A 14,425-nucleotide genomic window follows, 5' to 3' on the forward strand; every position below is an offset into this window, starting at 1 on the left:
AGAAAGGAGGTTATCGCCAATCAGGGTATCATTCCCCGTACCACCAATCAGGGTATCATTCCCCGCACCACCAATCAGGGTATCATTCCCCGCACCACCAATCAGGGTATCATTCCCCGCACCACCGCGCAGCAAGTCGTTGCCACTCAAGCCATTGATTTTGTCATTACCACCCTGACCATTAACGACATCATTTGATAGTTGGTTTTGTTATCAATGCTTAAGTCTTACTGTCTTCAAAATAGCGAACAATTGACTCTTAATACTCTTAATAGAGAAAAGATATTTTTATGGCCTCGTTGTGGGCTATTGTCCGTGGGTGTCTAGCTTGAAAATAGGGAACATCTAAATAACCCGATAATGACGACTATATATTAGCGTATTTACTTAGACGTTTATACTGATTCTAGCAGAATCTTTACATTTTCTTGACATTATTTGCTGATAAGTATATGTATTAGTACTTCTCTTCGTGTACTCTTCACATTTTTAGAGTTTATAGGCAATTATTTATTTACAGAAAGCAGCAGGCAAATGCTCAAAGGACTGATCAAAAAATACATATTTGACTTTGATCGCAGCGATACTTTTCCTGCGGAACGCTACGCGTAGTAAGATCCCCGTAGGGGTATGGTAAGCTTCTCTACCAGAGGTGACGCCAACGCTAACACCTGGGTTGGGTGTAGTTGCAGCTATGATCAAGATTAAGCGATCGCCTGGCAATGTTTTGTATCTAAACAAGAATCGCTATAGGTTACCAAAATTATGAACGCAGACTTAAACAATTTCGTAGTTCGTAATTCGTAATGACGCTCTCTACCAGACCAGAGGCGAACGCGGACTCCTTCGCGCTAAAAAGACAGTAATTATGTTTTGTGACGGGGATTTCAACCCCTACACAAAACAAGCCGTTTATAGAAACGGGGGTATCAACCCCTATTCAATTACGAATTACGAATTAGTAATTACGAATTATGATGAACACTTGCAAACTATCTACACCCATGACCAAGGCTGAGGAATAAAATCCAACATCTACTCTCTGCTAACAGTAATTGTATTCAACAATATAATGGGAGGTGCTTAAAATAGAACCTCCCATTGCGTGCTGTCTAGTGATAGAAGAATGCTAATTATGATTAAACAACCACAAAATTGTTTTTGGTTAGTGACAATCCAGCAGATAATTGTGCAAACTGTACCTTAGTAAATGCACCCGCACTGCCATCAAGGTCAAAGTACAGTCCACCTGTAGAAAAATCATAGATAAATCGTTGAGCGATCGCTGTTGCAGATGTTCCGAGGGTAAACTGATTCGTCTTAAGTGAACCTATTGATAACCCACCACCAAAACCAGCATCCGATATCTGAATGAGTTCATTAGTGGCGTTGAAGTCATAAAGACGATCAACACCTTCCTTGTAACTATTGAAAGCAAAGGTATCAGTACCAGCTCCTCCAATTAGGCTATCATTACCAAAACCACCTGTGAGGATATCATTGCCATTGCCACCATAGATGGTGTCATTGCCAGCGTCACCATAAAGGGTGTTATTACCAGTCGCATTAGAGGCAAAGATATAATCATTGCCGTCGCCACCAGAGAGTAGGTTATCACCTCTTGAACCGCTAGCACTCAAGCTATCGTTACCTGCACCACCGTTGAGGGTGTTCTTGCCAGACGAGCGAGAGTCGTATGTCGTGGAGAGATCGCGAGGTTCGCGCTCGTCTTCGTAGGGAGTATAGCTGTAGTAGCCAGAGATGGAGAGAGAATCATTGCCATCGCCACCATTGAGTAGGTTATCACCTGTTGAACCGCCAGCACTCAAGTTATCGTCACCAGCACCACCGTTGAGGGTGTTATTGCCAGACGGACCAGACTCCTGGAAGAAGTAGTTATTTCCTTTGTAGTAGCCAGAGACGGAGAGAGTATCATTGCCAACGCCACCATCCAGTAGGTTATTGCCTGTTGAACCGTCAGCACTCAAGGTATCATTACCAGCGCCACCGTTAAGGGTGTTCTTGCCAGACGAGCGAGAGTCGTATTCGTCGTTTGGGTAGCTGAAGCTGTCGTAGCCAGAGACGGAAAGAGAATCATCGCCATCCCCCCCAGAAAGCAGGTTATCGCCATCGAGGGAGTCATTCCCCGTACCACCAATCAGCGTATCATTCCCCGTACCACCAATCAGCGTATCATTCCCCGTACCACCGCGCAACAAATCGTTGCCACTCAAGCCGTCGATTTTGTCATTACCCCCCTGACCATTGATGACATCATTTGAGTTATCTAAACCCGTAATGTTGTTGGATAGGTCATTGAAAAAGGTCACCGTGTCCTTGATACCGATGCTAGTTTCAGTGGAGTTGGCATCCAGGACATTAAAATTGTCCGTGATGCTAGTTTGTCCATCAAACAGGATATTACCAATGGCTGGTCTTGTACCAGAAGCTTTCAGGTTCTCCAAGTTTTCTAATTTGAAGTTTTGCAGGATGACTTGTGTACCAGCCGCCCCTTCAACCCCTTGAAAGCTGATTTCCAGATTGCTGCCATTCTGGGTAAGCAGCAGATTTCGGGCAGTTAACCCAGCACCAAGGAATTTTATGGTATCAACTTCGGCGATCACTGCTGCTGTTGGGTTTATTCCTTTACCTATGCCACCGAAATCAGTAATAGTATCACTACCGTCGCCCAAGTTGTAAACAAACTCATCCTTGCCACCGCCACCAATCAGGGTATCATTCCCCGTACCACCAATCAGGGTATCATTCCCCGTACCACCCCGCAGCAAGTCGTAGCCATCCTTGCCGTCAATGATGTCAGCGCCGTTACTACCCAGTAGAGTATCATCACCGTCGGTTCCAATGATATTTGCCATAATTTTTACCTGACTAAATGAATTTTTTCAGTAACTTAAGTTCTCAAGCCGCTGTTTGTGCTGTTTTAGGGCACAAACAAACTGCCGAAATTTGACGTTTTCGGCATACTTTCATGTCACCCTTGGGAGACAGCAATTTTTCTTTGAATATTCACCCTTTGACCTGCTTTTACATAACACTTATCTAAGTATCTTGAACTCTCGCGGACTTATTTCAAGAATCGACCTCATTTCTCAACTTTTAAGATTCTAAACCAGAAAAAACAAGAAAATAACACACCTTGAAAGGGCTAGCCTTACTGTCTTTAAAATAGGGAAAAGTTGACTGTTGATCGGGAGAGATATTTTTATGCCTTTTTTGTGGGCTATTGCCCGTGGGTATTTAGCTTGAAAATAGGGAACATCTAAATAACCTCACAATAATTAATTACATCCTAACGTATTTACTTAGATGTCTATGTTTAAAGAAATATCTTTGCATATTCTTCACATTATTTGCCGATAAATATATCTAAAAGTACTGATATTTGTGTAACATTCATATTTTTCTAGTTGATAAGCAATACAGAAAGCAGTAGGCAAATACTCCAATGAGCAATAAAAAATACATATTTTCCTTAGCGATCGCAGCGATGCCAGGGTTGGGCGTAGCTGCGGCTCTGATCAAAATCAAGCGATGCCTGCGGCGGGCTGTGACGCTCGAACGCGAACAGCGTGTCGCAGACAAGACTCGTTGGCGCAGCGTCTGGTAGAGAAGCTCTCTTCTCTACCAGACGCTCTTGCTAGCTTGCTTCCCTGTAAGGGTACGCTATCGGTGACGCATGACGATGTATTATATATAAGCAGAAATCGCTACAAGTCGACAAGTCGCCAGAATGAGAACGCAGACATGATTCAACTTAGCCAAAAACACTTGTTCTCCCATCCGCACCCATGCCCAAAGTTGAGGAACAAAACTCAACTTCTACTCTCTGTTAAAAGTAATTGCATTGAACAATCAAATGCAAGGTGCTTTTGTAAGCACCTTGTAATCCGTGCCGCTTAGTGATGGCAGAACCTAATTTCGATTAAACAACCACAAAGTTGTTTTTGGTTAGTGACAATCCATCTGAGAGTTGTGCAAATTTTACCTGGGTAAACCCAGTGCCACTGCCATCAAGGTCAAAATACAGTCCACCTGTAATATGATCATAGATAAATCGTTGATTGCTTGTGGTTGCAGATGTTCCCAGGCTAAACTGACTTGTTTGAAGTGAACCGATTGATAACCCACCACCAAAACCAGCAGCCGATACCTGAATCAATTCATTAGTGGCGTTGAAGTCATAAATAGTATCAATCCCCTGATTATAACTATTGAAAGCAAAGGTATCAGTACCAGTTCCTCCAGTTAGGCTATCATTACCTTTGCCACCTGTAAGGTAGTCATTGCCATTACCACCATCAAGAGTGTTATTGTTTAATGCACCATAGGCAGAGAGAGTATCATTGCCATCACCCCCAAAGAGTAGATTCTTGCCTATTGAATAATCAACAATCAAGTTATCGGCACCAGCGCCACCGTTGAGGGTATTATTGCCAGATGCTCTACGATAGACTGCCTGGTCTTTGCCTAAGTAGTCGTCGTACTGGTAGCCAGAGGCAAACAGAGAATCATTACCATCGCCCCCATCAAGTAGGTTATTGCCTGATGAATAGTCAACATTCAGGTAATCCTTACCAGCGCCACCATTGAGGGTGTTATTACCAGTGGTATCAAAATAATTTCCTCCCCAGCCGTAGCCGTAGCCAGAGGCAAAGAGAGAATCATTACCATCGCCTCCATCAAGTAGGTTCTCCCCTGATGAATCGTTAACATTCAGGTAATCCTTACCAGCGCCACCTTTGAGGGTGTTATTGCCAGAGGTGTTCCAATACCTGTAGCCCTCGAAGCCAGAGGCACAGAGAGTATCATTGCCATTATCCCCAGAGAGCAGGTTAGCCCCTGTTGAAATGTTAGCACTCAAGTAATCGTCACCAGTGCCACCGTTGAGGGTATTATTCCCAACGGCAAAATTGACGGAGAGAGTATCATTGTTATCGCCACCAGAGAGCAGGTTAGCGCCTGTTGAAAACATTGCATCTAAGTAATCGTCACCAGCGCCACCGTTGAGGGTGTTCTTACCAGAAGCGCCATCTCGGTAGTTACCAGAGGCAGAGAGAGTATCATTGCCATCGTCACCAGAGAGCAGGTTATTACCTGCTGAAATGCCAGCACTCAAGTAATCGTTACCAGCGCCACCATTGAGGGTGTTCTTACCAGAAGCTCTATAGTCAGAGGCTAAAAGAGTATCATTGCCATTGCCAGCAGAGAGCAGGTTATTACCTGTTGAAATGTCAACATTCAAGTAATCGTTACCAGCACCACCGTTAAGGGTGTCATTGCCCGCACTACCAATGAGAGTATCATTCCCTATATCACCTTGCAGCAGGTCATTCCCCGTACCACCGTTAAGGGTATCGTTACCAGTACCACCAATGAGAGTATCATTGCCAGCACCACCGCGCAGCAAATCGTTGCCACTCAAGCCATCGATTTTGTCATTACCGCCCTGACCATTGATGACATCATTTGAGTTATCTAAACCCGTAATGTTGTTGGATAGGTCATTGAAGAAGGTTACCGTGTCCTTGATACCGATGCTAGTTTCAGTGGAGTTGGCATCCAGGACATTAAAATTGTCTGTGATTCTAGTTTGCCCATTAAACAGGATATTACCAATGGCTGGTTTTGCTCCAGAAGCTTTCAGATTCTCCAAGTTTTCTAATTTGAAGTTTTTCAGGATGACTTGTGTACCAGCCACCCCTTCAAAGCTGATTTTCAGATTGCTGCCATTCTGGGTGAGCAGCAGATTTCGGGCAGTTAACCCTGCACCAATAAATTTGATGGTATCGACTTCGGCGATGACTGCTGCTGTTGGGTTTATTCCTTTACCTATGCCACCGAAATCAGTGATAGTATCACTACCGTCGCCCAAGTTGTAAACAAATTCATCCTTGCCGCCACCACCAGTTACGGTGTCATTGTCCTTGTTCCCTGTGATGGTATCGTTGCCTGCTTTACCATTAATCGTGTCTGCTCTGTTAGTGCCCAGTAGAGTATCATTACCTTTAGTTCCAATGATATTTGTCATAACTTTTACCTGACTAAATTAATTTTTTTAGTAACTATTAAGTTCTCAGCCCTGAGTTCGTGCTGTTTTAGAGGACAATAACTCGCTGAGAGTTGACACTTTCGGCATACTTTTATGTCACCCTTGAGGAAGAGTAATTTTCCTGGAAAATCCACTCTGTCGGTCAGCTTGCAAGTAGCATCTATCTAAGTATCAAAGTATCACGCACTGTACAAATCCATGATCGTCTGAATTAACTCAAACAGGTTGTTTCAGGCTTTTTTAACCATCCTCGATAGAATAGCGTAGGCATAGCCCAACCCACACATCCCTGAAAAAGTGTTCTCAAATCAAGCTTGAATGCCTCAAACACACACTTGATAATTTAGTTTTTTTTATCAATGAGTAAGTCCTATAATCTTAAAAATAAAGATACAGTTGACTCTTAATAAGGGAAGGGTTTTTTATACCCTCGTTGTCGGCTATTGCCGTGGATGTTTAGCTTAAAAATAGGAAACATCTAAATAACACTGTAATAACCATATATGAATATTTACTGAGATGTCTATACTGAAATACAGATCTTTGCATACTCTTCACATTATTTAGGATGTAATGTATATATAAATACTTCTGTCTAAGGGTTTATCACATTTTGATAGTCAATAATTTGTACAAAGCAGTAGGTAATGTAAAGTTTGATCCGTCGCTTAGCCTCTCCGACAGGAAAAGATAGGTTTCCAAGGGAGGAAATTTGTTAGATGCTTGAAAGAATAATAAAAAAATATGGCGTTGCTGAATTAAAGGATGAAAATTATGTATTTAAACTTAAAATTCCTTATCTTCTCTGCGTTTCTGCGGCTCTGCGTCAGACAAATCATCCCGCAAATATGCAACGCCAAAAATACATATTTTTCTTTTTAATCGCTGCGATCGCCTGATGATGTATTAGACATCTCCAAAAAAGGAGAAATTGTGGTAGAGACGACCCCCACGGGTCTTCTCTACGAATTTTCGGAGATGTCTATTGTATCTAAGCAATAATCGCTATAAATTACCAAAATTACGAACGCAGACATAATTGGACTTAGCCAATAACACTTGCTCTGCCATCCGCACCCATGCCGAAAGTTCAGGAATCAAACCCAACATCTACTCTCTGCTAAAGGTAATTGCATTGAACAATCGAATACAAGGTGCTTTTGTAAGCACCTTGCAATCCGTACCGCTTAATGATCGTAGAGCGCTAGTTACGATTAAATAACCACAAAGTTGTTTTTGGTTAGTGACAATCCACTCAGAAGTTGTGCAAATTTTACCTGAGTAAACCCAGACGCACTGCCATCAAGGTCAAAGTACAATGCACCTGTAATATTGTCATAAATAAATCGTTGATTGCTTGTAGTTGCAGATGTTCCGATGGTAAACTGACTTGTCTGAAGTGAACCGATTGATAACCCGCCACCAAAACCAGCAGCCGATACCTGAATCGATTCATTAGTGGCGTTGAAGTCATAAATAGTATCAACACCTTGATTGTAACTATTGAAAGCAAAGGTATCAGTACCAGCTCCTCCAATTAGGCTATCATTACCTTTGCCACCTGTCAGGTAGTCATTGCCATTACCACCATCAAGAGTGTTATTGCCTAATGCGTTATATGCTCTTAGAGTATCATTGCCATCGCCTCCATCTAGAAGGTTATTGCCAGACGAATAGTCAATATTCAAGGTATCGTCACCAGTTCCACCGTTGAGGGTGTTATTACCTGATGTAACACTATAAGTTTTGTTGTAGTCGTTGTAGTTGTAGCCAGAGGCTGTGAGAAAATCATTGCCATTTCCTCCATCTAGAAGGTTATCGCCTGATGAATAGTCAACATTCAAAATATCGTCACCATTTCCACCGTAGAGGGTGTTATTGCCTGATGTAACATAATATAAACTTCCATTGTAGCCGTAGTCGTAGGCAGAGCCGGAGAGAGAATCATTACCATCGCCTCCGTCTAGAAGATTATTGCCTTCTGACAAGTTAACATTCAAGGTATCGTTACCAATGCCACCGTTAAGGGTATTCTTGCCAAAAGCAAAAAATTCTCCATCATAGTAGTCATAGTAGCCAGAGGCTATGAGAAAATCATTGTCATCGCCACCATTAAGTAGGTTATCGCCTCTTGAAGCGTTAACGCTCAAAATATCGTCACCATTTCCACCATTGAGGGTGTTATTGCCTAAGGTGAGATCGCCTCCGTATCTGGTAAGCCTGCCAGAGCCGGAGAGATAATCATTACCATCGCCACCATTAAGTAGGTTATCGCCTGTTGAAGCATTAACATCTAAGCTATCGTTACCAACGCCTCCATCCAATAAGTTATTGGCTGTTGAATAGTTAGCAGTCAAAATATCGTTACCAATACCACCATTAAGGGTGTTATTGCCTGAACCACCAACAATTGCGTAGTACTGGAAAGCAGAGACGGAGAGAAAATCATTGCCATCACCCCCAGATAGCAGGTTATCGCCTGTTGAGTAGTTAGCAATCAAGTAATCGTTACCAGCGTTACCGTTGAGGGTATTATTGCCTGAAGAGCTAATGCTATTGTTGATGTCGTCGCTAGAGGCGTAGAGAGAATCATTGCCATCGCCCCCAGAGAGCAAGTTATCGCCTTTTGAATAGCTAACACCCAATGTATCGTCACCAGCGCCACCGTTGAGCGTGTTATTGCCAGAGGCAAAATAGACATCTCCAGATATATTGTTATCGTAGTAGCCAGAGACAGAGAGAGAATCATTCCCATTGCCCCCAGACAGCAGGTTATTGTCTGTTGAACCGCTAGCATTCAAGATAAACTTATTCGCCGCACCACCAACGAGGGTATCATTTCCCGCACCACCAATGAGAGTATCATTCCCCGTACCACCTCTGAGTATGTCGTTGCCACTCTTGCCGTTAATGATGTCATTACCCCCCTGACCATTGATCACATCATTTGAGTTGTCAAAGCCGTTTACATTATTGTCGAGGTCATTAAGGAAAGTGACTGTGTTCTTGTTAAAGATAGTGTTTTGGGTGGAGTTGGCATTGAAGACATCAAAGCTGTCTGTGATGCTAGTTTGTCCATCAAACTCTATATTGCCTAAGTCTATAGTGGCTCCTGTAGATTTACTGAGGTTATCCAGATTTTCCAGGGCAAAGTTTTGCAGGATGACTATGGTATTATTAAAGTCCCCTTCAAAGGTGATTTCCAGATTGCTACCATTTTGGGTGAGCAGCAGATTTTGAGCAGTCAAGGCAGCACCTTGAAATTTTAGGGTATCGACTTCGGCAATGACTGCTGCTGTCGGGTTTGTCCCTTTACCAATGCCACCGAAATCGGTGATGATATCAGTGCCAGTGCCGTCATACAAGTTGTAAACAAATTTATCCTTGCCGCCCCCACCAGTCAAGGTGTCGTCGCCCTCGTAAGCTGTGATAGTATCGTTGCCTGCAAGACCCTTAATCGTGTCTGCGCTGTTACTACCCAGCAGGGTATCATTACCGTTGGTTCCAATGATATTTGCCATAATCTTTTACCTACCTAAATTTTTATGCCCTCTTTGTGAGCTATTCTTGGTGGATGTCTAGCTTAAAAATAAAGAATATTTGAATAGCCTCAAAATAATTACATGGTTAATATCTTACTTAGATGTCTACGCCCAAATAAGCATCTTTGCATACTCTTCACATTCTTAGCCTAGAAATGTATATATAAATACTGAGCTTTGTGTATTCTTCATCTGATTTTAGTTTCTAAGCAATAAGCAAGCAGAAAGCAGTAGGCTAATATTTAAAGGTGTGATCCAAAATACATATTTTTCTTAGCGATCGCTGCGATCCGTTAGGTAAGCTTGAGTGCGGAACCTCTTGCCAGCTTACTTTTGAGTAGGGGTACGCTAACGCCTGGGTTGAACTACACCAACACTAATCAAGCGATGCCTGCTGCGGGCTATTCGGTGACGCATGACTATACATTTCTAAGCGAGAATCGTTATAGATTGCTAGAATTACTAACGCAGATATGATCCGAATCAGCCAAGAACACTTGCAAACTATCCGTACCCATGCCGAAAGCATTTACCCAGATGAGTGTTGCGGTATAATTTTGGGCTATCTAGCTAATCAGGACAAAATTGTGGTAGAAGTCATGCCAACCGAAAATGCCTGGAATACAGAAGCAGCTGCTGAGTTCGCAGGAGAACGTACAACAGACAGTAAAAGACGGCAATATGCGATCTCACCCGAAGTTATGTTAAAAGCACAAAGGGAAGCACGCGATCGCTCACTGAACATTATCGGCATTTTTCACTCCCACCCCGATCATCCTGCTATCCCTTCAGAATGCGATCGCCTATACGCTTGGCAGGGATACTCGTATATAATAGTTTCCGTCCAAAACGGCAAAGCTGGAGAACTCCAAAGCTGGAGCCTTGATGATACTCATCAGTTTCAAGCAGAGGAAATTGAAAATATAATTGTAACGGCTTAGTTTAAAGACAGTTACTCGTAGCGGTTTTCGCCGCCACCACGAATGAAAACTCGTCTTCCCCTACTCTTTATCTCCATAGGAGATACAGTTTTTCGATAGGATTAATATTCCGCTCTCCCAGATCATAACTGCTATGCTCAATCCCAATCTGGATGAAATCCAGTTGACCAAAGACGATTACGAACGCTACTCCCGACACCTGATTTTGCCGGAAGTGGGGTTAGAAGGACAGAAGCGCCTGAAAGCCGCTAGTGTACAGTGTATCGGTACAGGTGGACTAGGTTCACCACTACTTTTATATTTGGCGGCGGCAGGTATTGGACGCATCGGGATTGTTGATTTCGATGTTGTCGATACTTCCAATCTGCAACGCCAAGTAATCCACGGTACTTCCTGGGTGGGTAAACCCAAGATTGAATCGGCAAAAAACCGGATTCACGAGATTAACCCCTATTGTCAGGTTGATTTATACGAAACCCGCCTGAGTTCCGAAAACGCCTTGGAGATCCTCCGACCTTATGATATCGTCGTAGATGGTACTGATAACTTCCCCACCAGATATCTAGTTAACGACGCCTGCGTATTGCTAAATAAGCCCAACGTCTACGGTTCAATTTTACGCTTTGAAGGGCAAGCTACTGTATTTAACTACCAAGGTGGGCCAAATTATCGTGACCTTTTCCCAGAACCACCACCACCAGGAATGGTTCCCTCTTGTGCAGAAGGTGGCGTATTGGGGATTTTGCCAGGAATTATTGGTTTAATCCAAGCAACTGAAACTGTCAAAATCATTCTGGGACAAGGTAACACCCTGAGTGGACGATTGCTGTTATACAACGCCTTAGATATGAAATTCCGGGAGTTGAAGCTGCGTCCTAACCCGATTCGCCCAGTCATTGAAAATTTGATAGACTACGAACAATTCTGCGGAATTCCACAAGCTAAGGCAGAGGAGGCAAAACAGCAGATGGAAAGTCAAGAAATGACCGTCAAGGATTTGAAGGAGTTGCTGGATAGTGGTGCGAAAGATTTTGTACTGCTGGATGTCCGCAACCCCCATGAATACGACATTGCTAAGATTCCTGGTTCAGTGTTGATGCCCTTACCAGAGATTGAAAATGGCAATGGCGTTGCTAAGGTGAAGGAAATGTTGAACGGTCACCGCTTAATTGCTCATTGTAAGATGGGCGGGCGATCGGCAAAAGCCCTCGCTATTCTCAAAGAAGCCGGGATTGTCGGGACGAATGTCAAAGGTGGAATTACCGCTTGGAGTCGAGAAATCGATTCGTCAGTTCCAGAGTATTAAAAACGCACCGCTCGCTGAGATACAATAGACATCTCCAGAAATTAAATATGCGTTATCCAGAACCCTTGTAGAGACCTAGCAGTGCTACGTCTCTACATTCTTTTTCACTCCTATGTCTAATACATCAACATGCGATCGCTCGATCTTAAAGTATAGGTGTAGCTTAACCCAGGCGACGCCGAATACCCCAACCCAGACATCGCAGCGTTCAAAAAAGAAAATATATATTTTTTTGTTAGTCATTCAACCATTTGCCTACTGCCTCGTGCTTTCTTATTGCCTATAAACTAGAAGAGTATGAAGAATAGACAAAGCTTAGTATTGGTAGATATATTTATCGGCAAATAATGTGAAGAGTATGCAAAGATGCCTATTTAAGTATAGACATCTAAGTAAGATGGTGAGTATGTGGTTATTTTAAAGCTATTGAGATGTTCTCTATGCTCAAGCTAAACACCCACTGGGGATAGCACATAAGGAGGGCATAAAAATATTTTTTCCCACTAAAGAGTAAACTGTTTCCTATTTTCAAGCTAGTAAGACTTAGACCTTGGCAAAAAACCAAATATAAAGGGTTGATTTTTGGGGGTTAGAGAGGATCAACAAGTGCCTAAAATCATAGCCAAATACTTTTGAACAACCTCTCAGAGGCGACGGATAGAGTATGCTGAAAACATCAAATTTCGGTTAGTTTTTGCACCCAAAAACAGTACAAACAGCAGATTGAAAACTGAAGTTACTGAAAAAATCGATTGAGGTAGATAAAAGTTATGGCAAATATCATTGGAACCAACGGTAACGATACCCTATTCGGCAGTGGCAACGACACCTTAACTGGTGCAGGTGGCAACGATATTTACGACTCCCCCTACTACGATACCGATACTATCACCGATTTTGGTGGCGTAGGTAAAGGAACACACCCGACAGCAGCAGTCATTGCCGAAGTGGACACTTTAAAATTCCAGAGCTACAGTCCTTACATTGCTTACACTGCCAAAAATCTGCTGCTTACCCAGAATGGCAGCAATCTGGAAATCACCTTTGAAGTTTTTCCCACGTCCAGTAGTCCCAAAGTCATCCTGCAAAACTTTGCCCTAGAAAACCTGGATAATCTCAGCAAATCTACAGGAGCCACTGTAGACTTGGGCAATATCCTCTTTTATGGGCAAACTACCGTCACAGACAGCTTTGATGTCTTCAATGCCAACTCCACTCAAAGCACTATCTTCAATAAGAATACAGTCACTTTCCTCAATGACCTGAACAACAATGTCAACGGCTTTGACAACTCAGATGATGTCATCAATGGTCAAGGGGGTGATGACATCATTAACGGCAAGAGTGGCAACGACCTGCTGCGGGGTGGTGCGGGCAATGATACTCTCATTGGTGGTGCCGGGAATGACACTCTAATTGGTGATACGGGAAATAACTCCCTCGTTGGTGGTGTGGGCAATGATTTCTTGAATGTTTATCTTTACAATGTTAACTCTTCAAAAGACGATAGCACCCTCAACGGTGGCGCTGGTGACGATACTTTGAGTGCTAGCGGTTCAAAAGGCAATAACTTACTCTCTGGGAACGATGGCAATGATATTCTTTACGCCTCTAACATTGGTATTGATGGTGGTGGGTACAGTTATTTTAACTCTTCAGGCGATAACACCCTCAACGGTGGCGCTGGTAACGATACATTGAATGCTGAGGGTTCAGAAGGCAATAACTCACTCTCTGGGGGCAATGGCAACGATTTTCTCACCACCTCTGGCTCTTATGAATATAGAGCATATAGTTTTAGAACCTCAGGCAATAACACCCTCAACGGTGGCGCTGGTGACGATAAAATCTATGCTGACTTTTCATCAGGCAATAACCTACTCTCTGGTGGTGATGGCAATGATACTCTCTCCACCTCTAGCTATGACGGCCTCTACGGTTCTTATTTAACCTCCTCAGGGAATAACACCCTCAACGGTGGTGCTGGTGACGATAAAATCTATGCTTACATTTCAACGGACAATAACCTACTCTCTGGTGGTGATGGCAATGATTCCTTCTATTTAACCACCACATCACTAGGTACTGATCCCTCTGATTTAGTTACTCAAACAGTAGATGGGGGTAAGGGTGACGATTTGTTGTCCTTCAATTACATAAAGGGTGACGATGTGTTGTCCTTCCCAGATCCTACAGTGGATATCACTTCGACTTTCAATGCCACTACTAACACTGGATCAATTACGGCGGGCACTAGTCGGGTTAGCTACAAGAATATCGAACAATTCAATATCTCAGGTACATTCTACAACGACAATATCGTAGGGAACAATGGCAACGATACCCTCTCCACGGGATCTGGTGGCAATGATACCATAGATGGGGGTAGGGGTGAAGATGTGTTGTCCGTCGCTTACAGCAATGTTACAGAGGGTATCACTTCGACCTTCAATGCCACTACTAACATTGGCTCAATTACGGCGGGCACTAGTCGGGTTAGCTACAAGAATATCGAACAATTCAATATCTCAGGTACATTCTACAACGACAATATCGTAGGGAACAA

Annotated in this window: 5 protein-coding genes and 5 pseudogenes; 5 read left to right on the forward strand and 5 right to left on the reverse strand. The window is 43.1% G+C overall.

Annotated elements, in window-relative coordinates; genetic code table 11:
* Nucleotides 1-33 precede the first annotated feature (33 nt).
* From V7K85_RS18180 to V7K85_RS18190, 3 genes and pseudogenes are all read right to left on the reverse strand, one after another.
* Nucleotides 34-183, reverse strand: a pseudogene (locus V7K85_RS18180) (calcium-binding protein); the annotation flags it as partial.
* Nucleotides 184-510: 327 nt separating this feature from the next.
* Nucleotides 511-741, reverse strand: coding sequence for a hypothetical protein (locus tag V7K85_RS18185; RefSeq protein WP_334815176.1), 231 nt, complete (start codon nucleotides 739-741; stop codon nucleotides 511-513).
* 398 nt (nucleotides 742-1,139) lie between these two features.
* Nucleotides 1,140-2,876 (reverse strand): annotated as a pseudogene (locus V7K85_RS18190) (calcium-binding protein); the annotation flags it as partial.
* A gap of 590 nt (nucleotides 2,877-3,466) precedes the next feature.
* On the opposite strand from V7K85_RS18190, the gene V7K85_RS18195 reads away from it, so the two are divergent.
* A complete protein-coding gene (locus V7K85_RS18195; RefSeq protein WP_334815180.1) occupies nucleotides 3,467-3,628 on the forward strand; it encodes a hypothetical protein in 162 nt (53 codons plus the stop codon).
* A 315-nt stretch (nucleotides 3,629-3,943) separates the two neighbouring features.
* On the opposite strand, the pseudogene V7K85_RS18200 reads toward V7K85_RS18195, so the two are convergent.
* A pseudogene (locus V7K85_RS18200) lies at nucleotides 3,944-6,049 on the reverse strand (calcium-binding protein); the annotation flags it as partial.
* Between the two features lie 740 nt (nucleotides 6,050-6,789).
* Here V7K85_RS18200 and V7K85_RS18205 point away from each other — a divergent pair.
* Nucleotides 6,790-6,969, forward strand: a complete 180-nt coding sequence (locus V7K85_RS18205) for a hypothetical protein (RefSeq protein WP_334815184.1) — start codon at nucleotides 6,790-6,792, stop codon at nucleotides 6,967-6,969.
* Between the two features lie 315 nt (nucleotides 6,970-7,284).
* On the opposite strand, the pseudogene V7K85_RS18210 reads toward V7K85_RS18205, so the two are convergent.
* Nucleotides 7,285-9,591 (reverse strand): annotated as a pseudogene (locus V7K85_RS18210) (beta strand repeat-containing protein); the annotation flags it as partial.
* A 494-nt stretch (nucleotides 9,592-10,085) separates the two neighbouring features.
* Here V7K85_RS18210 and V7K85_RS18215 point away from each other — a divergent pair.
* The 3 genes and pseudogenes from V7K85_RS18215 to V7K85_RS18225 all read left to right on the forward strand — a co-directional run.
* Nucleotides 10,086-10,553, forward strand: coding sequence for a M67 family metallopeptidase (locus tag V7K85_RS18215; protein ID WP_334815188.1), 468 nt, complete (start codon nucleotides 10,086-10,088; stop codon nucleotides 10,551-10,553).
* A 133-nt stretch (nucleotides 10,554-10,686) separates the two neighbouring features.
* Nucleotides 10,687-11,859: a molybdopterin-synthase adenylyltransferase MoeB gene (gene moeB / locus V7K85_RS18220; RefSeq protein WP_334815190.1), complete on the forward strand. Its 1,173-nt coding sequence runs from the start codon at nucleotides 10,687-10,689 to the stop codon at nucleotides 11,857-11,859.
* Between the two features lie 770 nt (nucleotides 11,860-12,629).
* Nucleotides 12,630-14,425: pseudogene (locus tag V7K85_RS18225) on the forward strand (beta strand repeat-containing protein); the annotation flags it as partial.

The organism is Nostoc sp. (genome assembly GCF_036917615.1).
Classification (GTDB): Bacteria; Cyanobacteriota; Cyanobacteriia; order Cyanobacteriales; family Nostocaceae; genus Nostoc.

Excerpts from the sequence above, each read along its gene's own strand:
- V7K85_RS18195 (WP_334815180.1), top strand. The coding sequence starts at position 3,467 with ATGAGCAATAAAAAATACATATTTTCCTTAGCGATCGCAGCGATGCCA.
- V7K85_RS18205 (WP_334815184.1), top strand. The coding sequence starts at position 6,790 with ATGCTTGAAAGAATAATAAAAAAATATGGCGTTGCTGAATTAAAGGAT.
- V7K85_RS18215 (WP_334815188.1), top strand. The coding sequence starts at position 10,086 with ATGATCCGAATCAGCCAAGAACACTTGCAAACTATCCGTACCCATGCC.
- moeB (WP_334815190.1), top strand. The coding sequence starts at position 10,687 with ATGCTCAATCCCAATCTGGATGAAATCCAGTTGACCAAAGACGATTAC.